We start from the raw sequence: 17,000 nt of genomic DNA, 5'->3' as shown, positions 1-17,000 counted from the left end.
GCTGTAGCGCGGTGATGGTCACGATCCAGCGCTGCGCTTGCGTGGGGGGCAAAAAAGCTGAATAGTTTCCGTCATCCGACGGAGAGATCGGAAGCGTGCGGCTGCACGCATGCAGCCGCTTGTTGGAGCTTTTTCGCATGTCGAAGCTCACCGAGCATGGCGCGTGCCTGCTGTGGAAGCCGGAATTGATCTGGCTGAATGTCGTTTCCGACGCGATGGTCGCCGTCGCCTTCTTTACGACGGCGTTCGTTCTCGCGTTCTTCGTGTGGCGACGCCACCGTGAGCTGATGTTCTGGGGCGTATTCCTGATATTCGCGATCTTCGTCGCGGTCTGCGGAGTGACCAGCCTGCTGTCGATCTACACCGTATGGGTGCCGGCCTATGAAATCGAGGCCGTGGCGAAAGCTTTCCTGACCCTGATCTCGGTCCCGATCACGGCAGCACTCCTGCTGCTGCTGCCGCGGATCCTGGTGCTGCCGACGCGCATTCAGCTTGCCAATGCCAATGCCGCGCTTGAGGAGGAGGTCAGGCAGCGCCGCGAGGCCGAGGCCATGGTCAAACGTTTTGAGGAGAAAGAGGCCACCGAATCCAAGGTCCGGCAGGCGCAGAAGATGGAAGCCATCGGCCAGCTCACCGGCGGCGTCGCGCACGACTTCAACAACATTCTGACTGTTATCACCGGAACCATCGAAATCCTGAGCGATGCCGTCAAGGATCGTCCGCATCTTGCCCAGATCACCGATCTGATCAACGGAGCCGCGACAAGGGGCGCTGAGCTGACGAAGCACTTGTTGGCCTTCTCCCGTCGACAGCCGCTGCAGCCGCGCAATACCGATGTCAACGCGTTGATCATCGATTCAGCGCAGCTGCTGCGGCCGACCCTCGGCGAGCACATCGAAATTGAATCGATGCTGGCGCACGATTCCGCGCCGGCTCTGATCGATCCCAGTCAGCTTTCGACCGCAATCCTGAACCTCGCCCTGAATGCGCGGGACGCCATGCCTAACGGCGGCAAGCTAACGTTGGAAACCAAGAACGTGGCGCTCGATGAGAACTACGCTCGCCTGAACAGCGAAGTCAGACCTGGCGACTACGTCATGATTGCCGTGAGCGACACCGGGGAAGGGATTCCGGGCAACCTGCTCGAAAAGGTGTTTGAGCCGTTCTTTACCACCAAGGAAGCCGGCAAGGGCTCGGGGCTCGGCCTCAGCATGGTGTACGGCTTCGCCAGACAGTCGAATGGACATATCAAGATCTACAGCGAAGAGGATCACGGCACGACCGTGAAGCTTTACCTGCCGCAGGCCACGGGCGGCGGCCCGGAGGAGCCCGCCGGCGAGACCGGCGGATATGCCGGAGAACATGGCGACCAGACGATCCTGATCGTCGAGGACGACCCGCTGGTCCGCGAATACGTCCTGGCGCAAATCACCCGCTTCGGATTCCACACGCTCGCCGCAGGCAATGCGGCCGAGGCGCTGGCCATCATCGATGGACCGGAACGCATCGACCTGCTGTTCACCGACGTCATGCTCCCCGGGGGAGTGAATGGCCGCCAGCTCGCGACCGAGGTCGTCAAAAGGCGGCCGGAGCTTAAAGTGCTTTATACCTCCGGTTATGCCGAGAATGCCCTCATCCATCATGGCCGTCTCGAGGCCGGTGTGCTGCTGCTGCCGAAGCCTTACGTCAGTGCCGATCTCGCGCGGATGCTTCTGACCGCGCTGGCATCGTGAGTTCTCCTGGATAGAGTCACGAAGCAGCCATGACCTGACCCGGCAGCAAGCGCTGCCTTCGCGATCACTTGTCCAGCGCGCTTGAAAGCACCAGTTCGAGCTCCTGCCTGACGTCATCGAGTGGCTGGGCGCTGCGCGCGGCGCGGCACATCGCGACCGTTCCTTCCGTCGATGCAATGACGAGCGCGGCCAGCCGCCGCGCGCGCGCGGGAGCTACGCCCTCGCGCCCCAGCGCTGCGAACATGATGCGCTGCCAGTCGGCGAATACGCCGTTCGCCAGATCGAGCAGGCGCTGTTGCGCAGCCTCGTCCGGCTCGCCGTCCTTCTCCGTCGCATCGTTGACATACTGTTCGACCGACACCGCAAGCACTGGACAACCGGCCTGGTATTTCGTCCTCTCCAGCGTCTGCCGCCACAAGGCAATGAAGGCGCGCAGGCCTGCAACGGCGCCGCGCGACTGCGTCAGGTGCTCCAGCGGTCCGCTGACCTGCTTGCCCGCAAACACCAGCGCGTCCTCGATCAGCTGCTGCTTGCCGCGCGGAAAGTGATGGCCGATCGAGCCCCGCGGCGTGCCGGTATGGCGGACCACCTCGCGCATGCTGGTGGCGTTCACGCCACGCCGGCTCATCAGGTCGGCGGCGCCTGCCACCATTTTTGCGCGGGTATTGGACGACATCGGAACTCCCCCTTGAGTCGCCCCATCATAGAATATGACGCTTGACATAGCCAGCCCCCCGCTCGCACTATGCCACTCGTCATAGGCGGCGGGAGGTAACGATCGATGACGTTTATCCACGTGATGACGCCGCAGGGGCGGCTGACTTCCGATCAACGGCGCGTATTGGCGAAGACGCTGACGGATGCCGTGCTGGTGCCGGAGGTCGGCAAGCTCACGCCGGAAGCCCGCCGCGGCTATCAGGTGCATTTTGCCGAGCGGCCGCTCGACATGATCGCGCACGGCGGAGAACTGCTTTCGGACAAGCCGAGCGACGTCATGGTGATCGATGTCGTCGCGATGGACTGCTGCTGGACGCGCGAGGATCGCGCCACGGTGATCCGCAATATCCATGCGGCGCTGGCGGACGCCTGCGGGATGAAGGCGCCCTCGCCGGGCTGGTGGATCAATTTCCGCATCATCGAGGAAGGCAGCTGGGGCTCGCGCGGCGGCGTGCTGTCGTTCCTCGACCTGCTTGAGCTCGGCGCATCGCACTTTTCGCCGGAACGCACTGCTGCGATCCGCACCGCGCTTGCCGTCAAATACGAGCGATAACCGCGCGGCAGCATTTTGAGACATCCAGGAGAGGAAACGAACATCATGAGTGCCGAAGGAACAATCCGCACCGAGACGCATGATCGCATTTTCAAGATCATCATCGACAACCCCGCGAAGAAGAACGCGTTCTCGCCCGCCATGATGGAGCAATTGTCGGATGCGCTGACCGAACTGCACAACAACGACAGCCTTTGGGTCGGCGTCATCTGCGCCGAGGGCAAGGATTTCACCGCCGGCCTCGACATGCCGAAATTCTTCGGCCCCAATGCCGAGAAGCGAAACTTCAAAGAAGGCAATGTCGACGTATTCGGCCTGCAAAAGCGCTGCAAAAAGCCGATCGTCACCGCCGTGCAGGGCATCGTCTTCACCATCGGCATCGAACTGATGCTGGCGGGCGACATCGTCGTCGCCGCTGATGACGCGCGCTTCTGCCAGATGGAATCCAAACGCGGCATTGCGCCGTTCGGCGGCGCGCATTTCCGCTTCCTGTCGCGCACCGGCTGGGGCAACGCGATGTATCATCTGTTCCTGTGCGATGAATTCACGGCGGCCCGCGCCCACGAGATCGGGCTGGTCCAGGAAGTGATGCCGGCGGGCCAGCAGGTCGAGCGCGCGATGGCGCTCGCCGCGATCATTGCTAACAATGCGCCGCTTGGCATTCAGGTCACCAAGGAGGCTGCCGCGAAATATGTCGAGCATGGCGAGAAGGCCGCCATCGCCTACATTCCGACCGTGCGCGAACGCGTATTGAACAGCGCCGACGCCCGCGAGGGCATTCAATCCTTCATCGAGCGCCGCGCCGCGGTATTTCAGGGACGGTGAGACGAACGTGAAATCAATCTCCGGAAAACAGGAAGAACTGGCGAACCTGCTCGTGCGGGCGCGGCGCAACGTCAGCCAATTCTCCTTGCCCGATGATCTCGTGCCGGACACGGCCCTTGAAGCCTATGCCGTCAACCAGACCGTGGCGGAACGTCTCGGCTGGGAGCCGCTGGGCTGGAAGATCGCCGGCACGACGGATGCGGTGCGCGGCAAGTTGCAACTGGACGGACCGATCTACGGCAGGACGTTCCGCCGCTTTGCCTGCGCTTCGCCTGCGCATTTCAAGGCCGCCGAGTTGCTCGACCCGCTGATCGAATGCGAGTTCTTCGTCACGCTCGCGCACGACCTGCCGCCGAGAGACGCGCCCTGGACGTTTCCCGAAACCATCGAGGCGATCGCCGAGGTTCATGCGGGCATCGAAGTGGCGGAATGCCGTTATCCGCGAAAGGCCCTGCCGCCGCTGCCCGGCATTCTCGCTGATGGCAGCGCATCGGGACGTTATGTCTTTGGTGATCGCATCGAGACCTGGCGCGAGGGACTTGCCTCCGTACCCGTGCGGCTTGAGGTCGACGGCGCGCTGCGCCGCGAGGGCGTCGGCGCCGACGTCATGGGCGATCCGCTGCGGCCGCTATGGTGGCTGGCCGAGCAGCGCCGCCAATGGGGCGACGGACTTCGCGCAGGCGAGACGATCTCCACCGGCTCGATGACTGGCATGCTGCCGATCCGCGCCGGCCAGCATGTTCGCGCCCGCTTCGGCGACGTCGCAACCATCGAGATCACGATCGATCTCTGACGGTCCCGGCGGGCCGCTGAACTGAACCGATGCAGCGCAAAACTGTTTCCCGCCCGCCCCGCGCCCGATATCGACAATTTTGGCGGATCGATCCGGTAGGCCGGTGGACGCCCGGGTGATATGGCATGCCCGGGATTCGTAGCGAGAATGGCGCGGACAGGAAACCAGTTGCGATGTAAAACGTAGCTCATGGGCATCGCCAACGGAGCAACCCCATGCGCGCCATCGTCCTGCTTCTCGTGTTTCTGTTCGGCCTCGCCGCGCCCGCCACCGCCGACGACGTTTCCGCCGCGCAGAGCGTGATCCGCGCACAGGAGCAGGCATTCAGCCGCGATGACGCCGCAGCAGCCTATTCGCACGCCGCGCCCGAGATCAAACAGCTATTCCCGCAGGCCGACATCTTCATGCAAATGGTCCAGCAAGCCTATCCGCCGGTCTATCGCCACAAGAGTTTCGAATTCGGCGAGGCGCGCGCGGCCCAGGGGCGGATCGCCCAGCACGTCCACATCGTCGACGACAATGGCGAAGCGTGGGAGGCGATGTACACGCTGGAGCAGCAGCCGGATGGCAGTTTGAAGATCACAGGATGTTCGCTGCTGAAGGCCGGGCAGTCGGCCTGATCTCCATCGCGCTAGAAGAATTCGCCCAGGAACTCCGCGGCCTCGTCCGAGACGCCGACGATCTTGTTCGTTGCCTGACGATAGAATTTGAAGCTGAGTTCGGTCTGGGGTCGACCGTCATCCCACTCGCTGAATCGTTTGAGTTCGCTCCGCCCGAGCGGCCGCTTCGCGAGTGCAGTGCGTCTGATGGCGATGCTCACACGCGGAGTTTGCCTGACGATGCCGCGCCTCTTTGCAATCGCCTGGGCTGAGGTGACAATGCCGCGCGCGATGAGGCCTTGCCCGCCCTCGTTCTCGCTTGCGAACACAAAGACCGTGTCGCCTTCGGCGATATGTTTGCCGCCATACATCGTCTTTTGCGCGATGAACGAGAACGACTTGGCGCGCGGATCGTGGATTTCGGCTTTGATCGCGAACGGCATGATTGCCCTGCCAGGTTCCGGGGTCGGCCCTCACGCCATCGCCAGCCGCTGCCGCGCGCGCATCAACAGCAGCAGCATGATGCCGATGTTGAGCGCGTTCCACGCCAGCCCGTTGGCGAAGGCCGCGCCGTAGGAGCCGTAGGCGTCGAAGATCGCGCCCGAGACCCAGCCACCGAACGACATGCCGAACACGGAGGCGAAGATCACGATGCCCACGCGTGTCGCGGCTTCCGACGCCGGCATCGCCTCGCGCACGATGATCGCGTAGCTCGGCACGATGCCGCCCTGGAACAGACCGAACATCGCGGAGATGATGTAGAGCGAGGTCAGGCCGTCGAAGAACAAATAGAACAGCAGCGCGGTGCCCTGCGCCACCGAGCCGATCAGCAGCGTGCGGATGCCGCCGATCTTGTCGGCGAGGAAGCCCGAGCCGATCCGGCTGATGATACCAAAGCCCAGCATCAGCGACAGCATTTCGGCGCCGCGCGCCACGCCATAGCCGAGATCGCCGCAATAGGCCACGATATGAACCTGCGGCATCGCCATTGCCACGCAGCAAGCAATGCTGGCGAGCCCCAGGATCGCGGTCAGCGCATTGGTGGAAAGGCGCAGGTCGACGCGCGGCGGCGGCGCATTCTCGTGGTCGCGCTGGGTCGCCGCCCCCATCAGCATCCGCAAGGCGATCAGCGCCAGGGCCATCGCCACCGCCGTGAAGATGCCGATCGCGATGTGGGTGGCGCGCCACTGATAGGTCTGGATGCCCCAGTTCACCAGCGGCGGCCAGATCGCACCGCCGATGTAATTGCCGCTGGCGGCGATGGCGACCGCGAGCCCGCGGTAGCGGTCGAACCAGTGCGAGGCCTCCGCCATCAGCGGGCCGAAAGTAGCCGAGGAGGAAAGCCCGATCGCGAAATGCACCAGGATGAATTGCCAGATCGAGGATGACATTCCCGCGACGACATAGCCTAAGCCCAAAATGCCGATGCCGAGCCCGATGGCGGTGACGATGCCGTAGCGGTCGGTGATCTTGCCGGTCAGCACCCCGCCGGAACCGAATCCGAGCATGATCATCGTGAACGCCAGCGAGGCGGTGCCGCGGCTCGCGGCGAACTCGGTCTGCACCACGGGAAGTGCGACCACCACCGACCACATGCCGACGCTGCCGAGCGAGCCGATCAGGACGGCTACGGCAAGCCGGATCCATGCCCGGCGCGAGTCGGGAACGAACAGATCGGAATCTCCGGTGAGTTCAGAAGAAATTGCCACGGCCGACGCAATTTCCTAGGCTATTTGCCTAACGTCAAGCCACATTGCCGCGATATTGGGCATGCAGATGTGATGGGGCAGCGCCTGTCGGCACCTTGGCTGAATCGGCCGCGGGTATTAGTTTCCCCGCCATGTTCGTTCGCTTGACGAGGCCGATGCGCGCCAAGGCGGGGTGGTTTGTCGCCCTGCTTTATCTGTTTTGCGTGCTTGCGCCCGGCGTGGCGCTGGCGCTTGGCGATGCCGCATCGTGTTTCATGCATCAGCCCGGAACGGCTACCGCTGCACATGTCCATGAAGACGCGCAGCCGGAGCATGCCGCCTCGCACCGGCATCATGAGATGCAGGCGGATCAGCATGCTGTGCGTCAGGCCGATGCCGGTCACGCTATGCCCGAGCCGGCCAAGCATCAGCACGACGGCAAGGGCGCTATGGAACCGTGCTGCGCCATGCTCTGCGTTTCGGCGATCGCGGCCGATCTGCCCGCCATCGCAAAGCCCTCGCCGCCGATCTCGCTCTGCGTCTCCGAGAACTTTCAGCGTCTGCCGGGCAAGGCGCCCCCGCTGCTCTATCGTCCCCCCATCGCCTGATCTCTGACGTAACGACGTGGGCAGCCGCGCCACGAGCGCGCGCATGCCCATGGTCGTCGGAGAATTCAATCATGTCTGCGCAGTTTGCGGCGTCTCGCGCCATGCACAGCGCATTTCGAAAACACGAGAAGGAACATCGAATGAAAACCATTGTGACAATCCTGCTGGCGCTAACAGCGCTTTCAGCCCTGCCGCCTCCAGCACACAGCCATGAGCAGCACGCCCACCAAAGCTATGCGGCGGGCGAGCCCGGCGACCCCAAAAAGCCTTCCCGCATCATCGAGGTCGGGATGAGCGAGATGGCCTACGCGCCCGCCCGCATCGAGGTGAACCGCGGCGAACAGATCCGCTTTGTGATCCGCAACACCGGCACCGACGATCACGAATTCCTGCTCGCCACCACGGCAGAAAATCTGAAACACGCCAAGGCGATGATGGAGAACCCGCATATGGAGCATGACGAACCGAACGACGTTCGGCTTGCACCGAAGAAATCGGCCGAGATCCTCTGGAGGTTCACTCACGCCGGCACGTTCGAATATTCGTGCCTGATCCCCGGCCATCGCGAGGCCGGCATGGTCGGCCAAGTCCTGGTAAAATAAGTCTTGGTAAAATAAGTCTTGGTGAAATAAGCCCTGGTGAAATGAGCCATAGGTAAAGCGAAGGCGGCAAGCCGGCAAAAGTTTCCTGTTTTCGTCGGCCCCGATCCACTACAACCGGGCCCAATCCGAAAGCTGGGAAAGCGAGACCGCCGTGCAAAGGATCGAACACCAAGGCTTCCTGCTGCTGCTTGTCGCCGTCACGCTGGCCTTTGCCTGGGTGCTGTATCCGTTCTATGGCGCAGTTCTCTGGGCCGTCGTCGTGGCGGTGCTTTTCGCACCCGTCTATCGAAGGCTGCTGCAATCGATGCAGGGCAGGCCAAGCCTCGCGGCCGCCATCACCGTCCTGATCATCATCGCCATCGTCCTGCTGCCGCTGGCGATGATCGCGGCTTCGCTGGCGCAGGAAGCGTCAAGCCTGTTCGCGAAAATCCAGTCCGGAGAGTACAATTTCGGCAGCTACCTGCAGCGGATATTCGACGCCCTGCCGGCGTGGGCAACCGGATTGCTCGAGCGGCTCAACCTCACCGATTTTTCAGCCCTGCGCGAAAAGCTCGCTTCCGGCCTCATGACGGGCGGGCAGGTTCTCGCCCCGCAGGCGCTCAGCATCGGCATGAACACGTTCGATTTCGTGATCCGCCTCGGCATCATGCTTTATTTGTTGTTCTTCCTGTTGCGTGACGGCCGGGCGCTGGCCGAACGGATCAGGGAAGCCATTCCGCTGCGCGGCGAGCAGAAGGCGGCGCTGTTCGCCCGGTTCGCCGACGTCGTCCGCGCCACCGTGAAGGGCGGCATCCTCGTCGCGATGACGCAAGGCATGCTCGGCGGCATCGCGTTCTGGTTCTTGGGAATCCACGCAGCCCTGCTATGGGCGGTGCTGATGGCGTTCCTGTCGCTGATCCCGGCGGTCGGCGCCGCGCTGGTCTGGCTTCCGGTCGCGATCTACTTCCTGGCCACCGGCGCCATCTGGCAGGGCATCGGGCTGATCGTCTATGGCGTGCTCGTCATCGGATTGGTGGACAATCTGCTGCGTCCCTTCCTGGTCGGCAAGGGCTCCAAGCTGCCGGACTACATCGTGCTGATCTCGACGCTCGGCGGCATCGAAGCGTTCGGCCTCAACGGCTTTGTCATCGGCCCGTTGATTGCCGCGATGTTCATGGTGAGCTGGGAGATATTCGCCGTATCACGGCGGGACGACCCGGCTGGAGACGCAAATCCGTAGGACGGGTAGAGCGAAGCCGTCAACAAAGATGATGGGTTTCGCGGAGTTTATCATCGGGCCGGCCGAAGGCCGGACCCGTTGGCTCTACCCATCCTACTCACCTACCCCAGCTCAAAGCTGGTGACGCCGAACACCCGCTCCAGCCGCAGCGGCGGAATCGCGCCGGTATACATGCGGGCCGTCTCGAACACCGGCGCGAGTCCAAAATCCTGTGCGAGAGCGACGGCCTCGCGGTTGATGCCGGGCACATCCAGAAAAATCTCGCCGCCGCCCACCCTGGCGAGCAAGGCGGACAGCACCGCTTCGGCGGTGGCGCGGTCGTCGGCCACCAGCGGACCGATCTTGAAACCCTTCCGGCAGGGACGGATCACGCCCCAGCCGGCGGGCCTGCCATCCCGCACGACCGCGCAACCGACATGGCCGGGCGCGCCGATCCAGGCCCGCAGGAACGCGGGCCGCCGCGCCGGAAACACGGTGGCGTCGTCCGCTTCCACTGCCGCTATCGGGACATCGGACAACGCTATGATTTCAGCCCGCGGCGCGGCGGGCGTGGCAACTGTGCCGCCGTAACGGACATTGGCGTAAGCAAGCTGAAAGCCGGACTTCCTGTAGTTCTCCTGCTGCGCCGTCACGCCATCGAGCCCGATCACGCGCGGGCCGGCGTGCGCGATGGCCGCATTCCATATGCGCAGGCCGTAGCCATGGCCGCGCAGATCCGCCCGCACGATGTAAAAGCCGAGAAAGGAAAAGCTCGCGCCGTAATTGACGCAGGAGACCGTCGCGGCAGGCAGCCCATCGATCTCTGCGATGAAGAAGCCGTCCGGATCGACGGAAGCAAAGCACGCGTCGTCGGCAAGCCCCGGATTCCAGCCTTCAGCCGCGGCCCAATCCACGGCCAACCGGATTTCGTCCGCCCGCATGCTGCGGATGCTGAAGTCACTCATCGTGGGCGATCCTGCAGATGTTTGACCGTCATTCGACAGCAATGACGGAAATTACAATCACGACGATTGCTGGACTGCGCACTCGATCGCGCTGCGCAGTTCCTCAACTCACGAACTGCGCTGTGAGCAGTCCAGAAATGGCACACTTCTTCGCGCAGAATATCATTGCACCTCGCGATTTGTTTAGCGAAAATTAATCATATGCTGGGTGCGGGGCTGCATTGTTGGAGGCGACACACATGTACCGATCATCACTCACGCTGGCCTTTGTTGTGCTGTACTCGGCAGCCGGCGCGGCCAGCGATCTGTCATCCGTTTACGTGGCGCCGGGCGGAATCTACGCGCCTTCCGCAGACGTCTATGTGCGTCCGGGACCGACCTATCGGCAACCGCCTTACGCGGAACCCGGTTACGGATATCGGCAGCCCTCCTATTACGGAACGCCGGCCCCTGCATACCGTGCACCGGCAGCGGTCTATGGCGAGTACGGGCCGGCCTACGCCGCGCAACCGGCCTATGTCGAACGCGCGCCCGCCTATCCCGAACATTACTACGCTCGGGAGCGCTATTACGCGCAGGAATACGACTACGCGCCGGAATATGCGCCGAGGCCGCCTCTGCCGGTGCCCTATCGCGCGCGGGCGCGATGCGACGACGGCTATGGCAGGTCGGTCTACTGCGATTAAAGCCGCCGGCATGGCGCGGTTCTCGTTGCCGCTGATTGCGGTATTGAGGCGACCGCGCATTTGACGAAGCGCTGCGCGCTGTGCTCGATCAGCGCGCAGTACGGACAGGGCGCGGCGATTGCTGCCGTTGCGAGGATCCCGACGCGTCCAATCCCTGTCTCACGGCGTCATCACGATCTTGCCCAGCGCCGATCCCTGTTCGAGCAGGGAATGGGCCTTGCGGACTTCGGCAAGCTTCAACCGTGCCGAGATGGCCGGGCGGATCGCGCAGCGCTCGAGCGCGCCGATCACTTCGCGCATCAACGCCCGGCGGCCTTCGCGGTCGTGGTCGTAAATGTGGAACGAGAAGCAGCGCACCGCCGGGCAGGTGTCGAGATGGTCGCGCATCGCCGCCACCAGGTTCTCCTGCGGCAGGCCGGCGAAGGCGTTGTAGGACACCAGCGTGCCCCACTTGCCGAGCGCCCGGATATAGCCGACGAAATCGGGCCCGCCGACATGGTCGAGGACGAGACCGACGCCGCGCCCCTGCGTCAGCTCGCGGGTGCGGGCGATGACGTCCTCGTTGCGATAATGGATGACGTGGTCGGCGCCATTGCGGCGCGCGAACTCCGCTTTCTCTTCAGAGCTGACCGTGCCGATGACGGTCATCCCGGCCAGTTTTCCAAGTTGCACCAGCGCCGTGCCGACGCCGCCGGCCGCGCCGATCACCAGCGCGCTGTCGGGCCGTTGCGTCGACGCGCATTGATGCAGCAACGCCCAGGCGACCTGGTAGTTGGCGAGGCACACCGCTTCCTGCAGATCGACGCTGTCGGCGAGCAGATGCACCGCGTCGGCCGGCGCCGCGACGAACTCGGAGTAACAGCCGCCACGCTGGGCGAGGTCGCGGGCGCTCAGCAACACCTTCCGGCCGGTTGCGATCCCGCTCACCTCGGATCCGACCGCGTGCACGATGCCGGCGACATCATTGCCGGGGTTCACGGGCAGCGGCGGCATCCATTTGTAGACGCCGCGGCGGATCAGGACATCCGGCTGGCCGACGCCGAACGCCTCGGCGCGGATCACGACGTCGTGCGGGCCCGGATCCGGACGCGGCACGTCGACATATTCAAGGGCTTCGGGGCCGCCGACCTGGCGAACGAGAACGGTTTTCATCAACGCGGTCATGCGATTCCTCCATATTTTCGAAAATATTATTGTTTGCGAAATTTATTGCAATAGCGGAGTTGGTTCGCCCTGTCGCGCGACAAGGCCTGTGAACATCGCGCGATCATGCCGGCGGCGTCGCGCGCAACAGCGATCTCGCTGCGAAATCGATCGCGCGGCACATCCGCACCAACACCGAACGTGAATACACGGCCCACACGCGCGTCAACGATTGACGGCAGCAACGCCTCCCTCCGGCCGGCCTTTTCCGAATCCTGACCGTTTCCCTGAACAGGCGGCTTGCATTTTCATCAATTTTCGAAAATAGTAGTTTTATCGAAAAAGATCCAGCGTTCCGGAGGAGCCCGCGCATGAAGCTGTTGTCGTTCGCCATGGATGGTCGGGAAAGCTGGGGGGCGGTGGTCGGCGACCGCGTCGCCGATCTCGGCCGCGCCTTGCCGCAATATCCGTCGCTGGCGGACTTCGTCGGGAGTGCCGATTTCGCCTGCCGGGATGCGCTCGCAGCTAGCGAAAAGCCGGGCCCGAAGCTGGCCGACATAACATTTCTCCCCGTCATTCCGCGGCCGGAAAAGATCGTCTGCGCGGTGCGCAACTATCTCGACCACCACAACGAGGCGGTGGCATTCGGCATGAAGCGCGAGATCACCGAATTTCCGCCGATCTTCCTGCGCGTGTGGCGGTCCCAGGTCGCCCACAACGCGCCGGTGGTGCGGCCGAAGGTTTCCGATAATCTCGATTGGGAAGGCGAACTCGCGGTCGTGATCGGAAAAGGCGGCCGGCATATTCCGGAAGCGGCAGCGTTCGACCACGTCGCCGGCTATTCGATCTACAACGACGTCAGCGTTCGCGACTGGCAGCGCCACGCCCAGCAGATCGCTTCCGGCAAGAATTTCGTCGGCACTGGTCCGTTCGGTCCGTGGCTGGTGACGCCGGACGAGATCGGCGATCCGACGAAACTCAGGCTCGAGACCCGCGTCAACGGCAAGGTCGAGCAGAAGTCCGACACCTCGATGCTGATTTTCTCGATCCCGCGGCTGATCAATTACTGCTCGACCATTTTCGACCTGGTGCCGGGCGACGTGATCGCGACGGGAACGCCGGCCGGTGTTGGCTTCACGCGCAAGCCGCCGGAGTTTCTCAAGCCCGGCGACGTCGTCGAGGTCGAGATCGAGAACATCGGCGTGCTGCGCAATCCCGTCGTCGACGAGTGAGGCGCCGATGTCCGCTTACGACATTCGCAAGACCGCGCTGACCGTCGAGACGGTCTGGCATGAGCGCGGGCCGCGGCTGGCTACTCCCCTGCTCGTCGGCACGTCCATCGCCGTGATCCGCAACCCCTTTGCGGGACGCTACGAGGCAGACTTGATGCCGTTCCAGGCTTCGTTGCGCGAGCTTGGGCGCGAACTCGCGGCCGCGCTCATTGCGCGGCTGGGTGGCGCCGAGAGGATCGAAGCCTACGGCAAGGGCATCGTGGTCGGCGAGGATGGCGAGCTCGAGCATGGCGCGGTGTGGCACGAAGCCGGCGGCTGGGCGGCGCGCGAGGCGCTCGGCAATCCCAAGGCCATCGTGCCGGCGTCGAAAACCATCGGCGGACCCGGCACGCGGCTGATGGTTCCGCTCGGCCACGTCCACGCGGCCTATGTGCGCAGCCATTTTGGCACCGCCGAGATGACGGTGTGGGACGCGCCGCGGCGCGACGAGATCGCGTTCGGGCTTGTGATGGCGACCGGCGGGCGTCCGCATGCGCGCATCGGCGGATTGGCCGCCTCAGATATCTCCGTGCACGACGGCCAGCGCTGATAGCATTGCTGCTCCAGCCGACAAGCAGTCGTTTCAATTCGATAGGGGGACGCGATGATCAGGGTGAAGCGGGTCAGGCACACGGCGCTGGCAACCTCCGATCTGGAGCACCTGCTGGAATACTATCAATCCGTGATCGGGCTCGGCGTCATCAACCGCGACGGCAAGCGTGTCTATCTCGGCAGCGACTCCGACCAGCTCACCACGGTCATCGAACAGGCCACCGACAATCATCTCGGCGCGATCGCATTCGAAATTGCTCCCGATTCCGACCTCGCCGAATTGCAGCGCTCGCTGGCCGATCGCGGTATCGCATCGGAAATCAGAAGCGACAGCCTGCCCGGTGTTTCAGAGACGCTGACCTTCAACGATCCGGACGGACATCGCATCGACCTGTTTGCACGGTGGCAGTTCTGCAAATCGATCGATCCGCTCCGTGGCCTGGTCGTCAACAAGCTCGGCCACGTCGCGCTGCGCGCGCCCGACCCGCAAGCGACCGCGCGGTTCTATCAGGACGTCCTCGGCTTTCGGGTCTCCGACCGCATCGAGGAGAATTTCGTCTTCATGCGCTGCGGCTTCGAGCACCATTCGATGAATTTCGCCCGCGGCACCGACGGCCGGCTGCATCATCTGGCGTTCGAGCTGCGCGATGCCTCGCACATGCACCAGGCCTGCGACCTGCTCGGCCGCCGAAAGATTCCGATCCTGTGGGGACCGGTGCGGCATGGTCCGGGCCACAACGTCGCGATCTATCACCGCAGTCCGGACGGCTGCCTGATCGAATTGTTCTACGACATGGACATGATGGCCGACGAAGAGCTCGGCTATTTCGAACCAAGACCCTGGCACCGTGACCGTCCGCAGCGGCCGAAAACGTGGGTCGGCCTGCCGCGCGACGTCTGGGGCGTCGGGCCCGACAAGGCGGCGCTGGAATTTTCGCCGGAAATGCGCGGCGCGGTGAAGCCGCCCTGAGCGCGGCGCTCATAAAAAACACGCGCAAAAAACAAAACAGAGGGAGAGAAACACGATGCCTGGGATTTCCGGTCAATCGAGAGGTCGATGGGGGCGATCGGCGCTGTTTGCAATCGCAGCCCTGTTCGCTCTCGCGCCGTCGCTGGCGGATGCGCAAACCTATCCGAACCGCCCGATACGTTTGCTGCACGGATTTTCGCCCGGAGGCGCCGCCGACGCGCTCGCCCGCATTGTTTCCGACGGCCTTTCGAAGCGATTGGGACAACCGGTCATCGTGGAAGCCAAGCCGGGCGCCGGCGGAAACATCGCCGCTGCAGCGATCGCCAATGCGGCGTCCGACGGCTATACGCTGGGACTCGTGACCGGCGCACACGCGATCTCGGGCACGCTCTACAAGAAACTGGCTTACGAGCCGACCGACAGTTTCGAGATGGTTTCGACGCTGGTCTATTACGCCCTCGTCATTGCCGTGCGCGCGGATTCGCCTGCGAAGACGCTGCCTGACCTGATCGCGATGGCGAAGGCGAAGCCGAACGAGCTGTCTTTCGGCTCGGTCGGTTTCGGCAGCACCCATCATCTCGCCGGCGAGTTGTTGACCACCACCGCCGGGATCAAGATGGTCCACGTCCCCTACCGCGGCGACGCGCCGAGCGTCACCTCGCTGCTCGGCGGCGACGTACCTGTGATCGTCGGCACCACGGTGCTGCTCGCAGGCCAGATCGAAAGCGGCGCCATCCGCGGCCTCGCGGTGACCTCGCCCACCCGCACGCCCTTGCTGCCGAACGTGCCTTCGGCCGAGGAAGCCGGACTCAAGGGATACGACGTCCGCACCTGGGCCGGACTTGTCGCCCCGAAAGGCACGCCGGCCGACATCGTGCAAAAGCTGAACGCGGAAACCGCCTCGATGCTCGCCGATCCCGCGGTCAAGAAGGCGCTGGAAACCGCAACCGGCGGCGAAGTGCGCGGCAGCACGCCGGAGCAAATGCGTGTCCTGATCCGCTCCGAGATCGCGAAATGGTCGAAGGTGATCGACGATGCGAAGATCGCGCGGATCGAGTGAGGCTCTGATCGCGTCGCGGAAATTCCGCGACTGCCCGGCAGCCGAAAGCGATTTGAGTGCATTTCCAAAAAATGGAACTCAACCGAAGTTGCGCTGGTTAAGCGTTGGAGCCGTTGGGCGAGAACGCTTACCCAGGGAGAAGCGACATGGCGGTCCATTTCAACCACACGATCCTGTCGGCACGCGACAGCAAGGCCTCGGCGAAATTCCTGACCGAGATATTGAACCTTCCGGCCCCGAAGCACTGGGGGCCATTCGAGATGGTCGTCACCGAGAACGGGGCCTATCTCGATTACATGGACACCGACGAAATCGCGCCGCAGCATTACGCCTTCCTGGTCAGCGAAGCTGAATTCGACGAGATTTTTGGCCGCGTTCGGCAACGCAAGCTGGCCTGGTGGGCCGATCCGGCGCGGAAGCAACCGGGCGAGATCAATCACCACGACGGCGGACGCGGCGTCTACTTCGAGGATCTCAACGGTCACCTCCTCGAAATCATCACCCGCCCGTACGGCAGCGGCGGATGGAATCCGTGAAGGCGGCGAGACACGCCTCTTCGTAGCCCGGATGGAGCCAACGGCTCTTTGCGTCATTGCGAGCGACGCTTCACATGACTGTCATGCCTTCAAGACCCGTTGAACGCACTCGCACAACCGTCTCTGACGACATAGCTCGCGGCCAGGGGCTACGCCAAACCAACAGCATGAAGAGACGATGATGAAAGAATTCTTGAAAGTCGGCGCGCCTGTTGCAGCAATGTTCGCCATTGTTGCGCTTGGCGCGATGACCGGAGATCAGGCAAACGCAAAGGAGTTTTGCCGGCAGGATGTCACCGGCCATATGACCAGCTGCGGATTTGACACGATGGAGCAATGCAAGGCGATGTCGACGGGTATCGGCGGCGACTGCTTCCGCGATCCGTTCCTGAAGGACAACCACAACGCCTTCGCCTATCAACCAAACCCACCTCACCCAAAGAACCGCGCGCATCCACGCGGAAGCAAAGCAACCCCCAGACCATAAAGGACCGCCGCGGC

At 63.4% G+C, this 17,000-nt stretch carries 21 protein-coding genes; 15 read left to right on the top strand and 6 right to left on the bottom strand.

Going from position 1 to position 17,000, the window contains the following annotated elements; all coding sequences use genetic code 11:
- Positions 1–137: 137 nt before the first annotated feature.
- Positions 138–1,733 carry an ATP-binding protein gene (locus V1286_RS03065; protein ID WP_334477485.1) on the top strand — a complete coding sequence of 532 codons (1,596 nt, stop codon included), beginning with the start codon at positions 138–140 and terminating at the stop codon, positions 1,731–1,733.
- 64 nt (positions 1,734–1,797) lie between these two features.
- Here V1286_RS03065 and V1286_RS03060 read toward each other — a convergent pair whose 3' ends face one another.
- Positions 1,798–2,409, bottom strand: a complete 612-nt coding sequence (locus V1286_RS03060) for a TetR/AcrR family transcriptional regulator (protein ID WP_334477483.1) — start codon at positions 2,407–2,409, stop codon at positions 1,798–1,800.
- Between the two features lie 105 nt (positions 2,410–2,514).
- On the opposite strand from V1286_RS03060, the gene V1286_RS03055 reads away from it, so the two are divergent.
- The 4 genes from V1286_RS03055 (at position 2,515) to V1286_RS03040 (ending at position 5,241) form a co-directional block, all read left to right on the top strand.
- The gene (locus tag V1286_RS03055; protein WP_334477482.1) at positions 2,515–3,003 is read left to right on the top strand and encodes a tautomerase family protein; all 489 of its coding nucleotides are present in this window, start codon (positions 2,515–2,517) and stop codon (positions 3,001–3,003) included.
- A 45-nt stretch (positions 3,004–3,048) separates the two neighbouring features.
- On the top strand, positions 3,049–3,828 hold the full coding sequence (locus tag V1286_RS03050) for a crotonase/enoyl-CoA hydratase family protein (protein WP_334477481.1): 780 nt from the start codon (positions 3,049–3,051) through the stop codon (positions 3,826–3,828).
- A gap of 7 nt (positions 3,829–3,835) precedes the next feature.
- A complete protein-coding gene (locus V1286_RS03045; RefSeq protein WP_334477480.1) occupies positions 3,836–4,621 on the top strand; it encodes a 2-keto-4-pentenoate hydratase in 786 nt (261 codons plus the stop codon).
- 215 nt (positions 4,622–4,836) lie between these two features.
- Complete coding sequence (locus V1286_RS03040; RefSeq protein ID WP_334477479.1) at positions 4,837–5,241, top strand: DUF4864 domain-containing protein; 405 nt, start codon at positions 4,837–4,839, stop codon at positions 5,239–5,241.
- 11 nt (positions 5,242–5,252) lie between these two features.
- Here the strand turns inward: V1286_RS03040 and V1286_RS03035 are convergent, their stop codons facing one another.
- Both V1286_RS03035 and V1286_RS03030 read right to left on the bottom strand, forming a co-directional pair.
- A complete protein-coding gene (locus V1286_RS03035) occupies positions 5,253–5,663 on the bottom strand; it encodes a hypothetical protein (RefSeq protein WP_334477478.1) in 411 nt (136 codons plus the stop codon).
- A gap of 30 nt (positions 5,664–5,693) precedes the next feature.
- On the bottom strand, positions 5,694–6,929 hold the full coding sequence (locus V1286_RS03030; protein ID WP_334477477.1) for an MFS transporter: 1,236 nt from the start codon (positions 6,927–6,929) through the stop codon (positions 5,694–5,696).
- Positions 6,930–7,084: 155 nt separating this feature from the next.
- Between V1286_RS03030 and V1286_RS03025 the strand changes: the two genes are divergently transcribed.
- From V1286_RS03025 to V1286_RS03015, 3 genes are all read left to right on the top strand, one after another.
- Entirely contained in the window at positions 7,085–7,516 is a 432-nt protein-coding gene (locus tag V1286_RS03025; protein ID WP_334477476.1) for a hypothetical protein, read from the top strand.
- Positions 7,517–7,656: 140 nt separating this feature from the next.
- Positions 7,657–8,118, top strand: a complete 462-nt coding sequence (locus V1286_RS03020) for a cupredoxin domain-containing protein (RefSeq protein WP_334477475.1) — start codon at positions 7,657–7,659, stop codon at positions 8,116–8,118.
- A 151-nt stretch (positions 8,119–8,269) separates the two neighbouring features.
- Positions 8,270–9,337 (top strand): AI-2E family transporter, encoded by a 1,068-nt coding sequence (locus V1286_RS03015; RefSeq protein WP_334477473.1) that lies wholly within the window; start codon positions 8,270–8,272, stop codon positions 9,335–9,337.
- A 101-nt stretch (positions 9,338–9,438) separates the two neighbouring features.
- Here the strand turns inward: V1286_RS03015 and V1286_RS03010 are convergent, their stop codons facing one another.
- A complete protein-coding gene (locus V1286_RS03010; RefSeq protein ID WP_334477472.1) occupies positions 9,439–10,281 on the bottom strand; it encodes a GNAT family N-acetyltransferase in 843 nt (280 codons plus the stop codon).
- Between the two features lie 239 nt (positions 10,282–10,520).
- Here V1286_RS03010 and V1286_RS03005 point away from each other — a divergent pair, with 239 nt between their 5' ends.
- Positions 10,521–10,967: a hypothetical protein gene (locus V1286_RS03005; RefSeq protein ID WP_334477471.1), complete on the top strand. Its 447-nt coding sequence runs from the start codon at positions 10,521–10,523 to the stop codon at positions 10,965–10,967.
- A gap of 159 nt (positions 10,968–11,126) precedes the next feature.
- Here the strand turns inward: V1286_RS03005 and V1286_RS03000 are convergent, their stop codons facing one another.
- The gene (locus V1286_RS03000; RefSeq protein ID WP_334477470.1) at positions 11,127–12,131 is read right to left on the bottom strand and encodes a zinc-dependent alcohol dehydrogenase family protein; all 1,005 of its coding nucleotides are present in this window, start codon (positions 12,129–12,131) and stop codon (positions 11,127–11,129) included.
- A 26-nt stretch (positions 12,132–12,157) separates the two neighbouring features.
- Positions 12,158–12,355 carry a hypothetical protein gene (locus V1286_RS02995; protein WP_334477469.1) on the bottom strand — a complete coding sequence of 66 codons (198 nt, stop codon included), beginning with the start codon at positions 12,353–12,355 and terminating at the stop codon, positions 12,158–12,160.
- Between the two features lie 126 nt (positions 12,356–12,481).
- On the opposite strand from V1286_RS02995, the gene V1286_RS02990 reads away from it, so the two are divergent.
- From V1286_RS02990 to V1286_RS02965, 6 genes are all read left to right on the top strand, one after another.
- On the top strand, positions 12,482–13,342 hold the full coding sequence (locus tag V1286_RS02990; protein WP_334477468.1) for a fumarylacetoacetate hydrolase family protein: 861 nt from the start codon (positions 12,482–12,484) through the stop codon (positions 13,340–13,342).
- A 7-nt stretch (positions 13,343–13,349) separates the two neighbouring features.
- Positions 13,350–13,931: an amino acid synthesis family protein gene (locus V1286_RS02985; protein WP_334477467.1), complete on the top strand. Its 582-nt coding sequence runs from the start codon at positions 13,350–13,352 to the stop codon at positions 13,929–13,931.
- Between the two features lie 54 nt (positions 13,932–13,985).
- Positions 13,986–14,903, top strand: coding sequence for a VOC family protein (locus V1286_RS02980; protein ID WP_334477466.1), 918 nt, complete (start codon positions 13,986–13,988; stop codon positions 14,901–14,903).
- 55 nt (positions 14,904–14,958) lie between these two features.
- On the top strand, positions 14,959–15,963 hold the full coding sequence (locus V1286_RS02975) for a tripartite tricarboxylate transporter substrate binding protein (RefSeq protein ID WP_334477465.1): 1,005 nt from the start codon (positions 14,959–14,961) through the stop codon (positions 15,961–15,963).
- 146 nt (positions 15,964–16,109) lie between these two features.
- A complete protein-coding gene (locus V1286_RS02970; protein ID WP_334477464.1) occupies positions 16,110–16,499 on the top strand; it encodes a VOC family protein in 390 nt (129 codons plus the stop codon).
- 181 nt (positions 16,500–16,680) lie between these two features.
- Entirely contained in the window at positions 16,681–16,986 is a 306-nt protein-coding gene (locus V1286_RS02965; protein WP_334477462.1) for a DUF3551 domain-containing protein, read from the top strand.
- Positions 16,987–17,000: the final 14 nt, after the last annotated feature.

It is taken from the genome of Bradyrhizobium algeriense (assembly GCF_036924595.1).
GTDB classification, from domain to species: Bacteria; Pseudomonadota; Alphaproteobacteria; order Rhizobiales; family Xanthobacteraceae; genus Bradyrhizobium; species Bradyrhizobium algeriense.
This window is presented reverse-complemented; position numbering and strand designations above follow the sequence as displayed.

What these genes read in the sequence shown, in the direction of transcription:
- V1286_RS03020 (WP_334477475.1), top strand. Translation starts at nt 7,657, where the DNA reads ATGAAAACCATTGTGACAATCCTGCTGGCGCTAACAGCGCTTTCAGCC.
- V1286_RS03025 (WP_334477476.1), top strand. Translation starts at nt 7,085, where the DNA reads ATGCGCGCCAAGGCGGGGTGGTTTGTCGCCCTGCTTTATCTGTTTTGC.
- V1286_RS02975 (WP_334477465.1), top strand. Translation starts at nt 14,959, where the DNA reads ATGCCTGGGATTTCCGGTCAATCGAGAGGTCGATGGGGGCGATCGGCG.
- V1286_RS03000 (WP_334477470.1), bottom strand. Translation starts at nt 12,131, where the DNA reads ATGACCGCGTTGATGAAAACCGTTCTCGTTCGCCAGGTCGGCGGCCCC.
- V1286_RS02965 (WP_334477462.1), top strand. Translation starts at nt 16,681, where the DNA reads ATGAAAGAATTCTTGAAAGTCGGCGCGCCTGTTGCAGCAATGTTCGCC.
- V1286_RS03050 (WP_334477481.1), top strand. Translation starts at nt 3,049, where the DNA reads ATGAGTGCCGAAGGAACAATCCGCACCGAGACGCATGATCGCATTTTC.
- V1286_RS03065 (WP_334477485.1), top strand. Translation starts at nt 138, where the DNA reads ATGTCGAAGCTCACCGAGCATGGCGCGTGCCTGCTGTGGAAGCCGGAA.
- V1286_RS02990 (WP_334477468.1), top strand. Translation starts at nt 12,482, where the DNA reads ATGAAGCTGTTGTCGTTCGCCATGGATGGTCGGGAAAGCTGGGGGGCG.
- V1286_RS03010 (WP_334477472.1), bottom strand. Translation starts at nt 10,281, where the DNA reads ATGAGTGACTTCAGCATCCGCAGCATGCGGGCGGACGAAATCCGGTTG.
- V1286_RS02980 (WP_334477466.1), top strand. Translation starts at nt 13,986, where the DNA reads ATGATCAGGGTGAAGCGGGTCAGGCACACGGCGCTGGCAACCTCCGAT.
- V1286_RS03055 (WP_334477482.1), top strand. Translation starts at nt 2,515, where the DNA reads ATGACGTTTATCCACGTGATGACGCCGCAGGGGCGGCTGACTTCCGAT.
- V1286_RS02985 (WP_334477467.1), top strand. Translation starts at nt 13,350, where the DNA reads ATGTCCGCTTACGACATTCGCAAGACCGCGCTGACCGTCGAGACGGTC.
- V1286_RS03060 (WP_334477483.1), bottom strand. Translation starts at nt 2,409, where the DNA reads ATGTCGTCCAATACCCGCGCAAAAATGGTGGCAGGCGCCGCCGACCTG.
- V1286_RS02970 (WP_334477464.1), top strand. Translation starts at nt 16,110, where the DNA reads ATGGCGGTCCATTTCAACCACACGATCCTGTCGGCACGCGACAGCAAG.
- V1286_RS03035 (WP_334477478.1), bottom strand. Translation starts at nt 5,663, where the DNA reads ATGCCGTTCGCGATCAAAGCCGAAATCCACGATCCGCGCGCCAAGTCG.
- V1286_RS03005 (WP_334477471.1), top strand. Translation starts at nt 10,521, where the DNA reads ATGTACCGATCATCACTCACGCTGGCCTTTGTTGTGCTGTACTCGGCA.
- V1286_RS03040 (WP_334477479.1), top strand. Translation starts at nt 4,837, where the DNA reads ATGCGCGCCATCGTCCTGCTTCTCGTGTTTCTGTTCGGCCTCGCCGCG.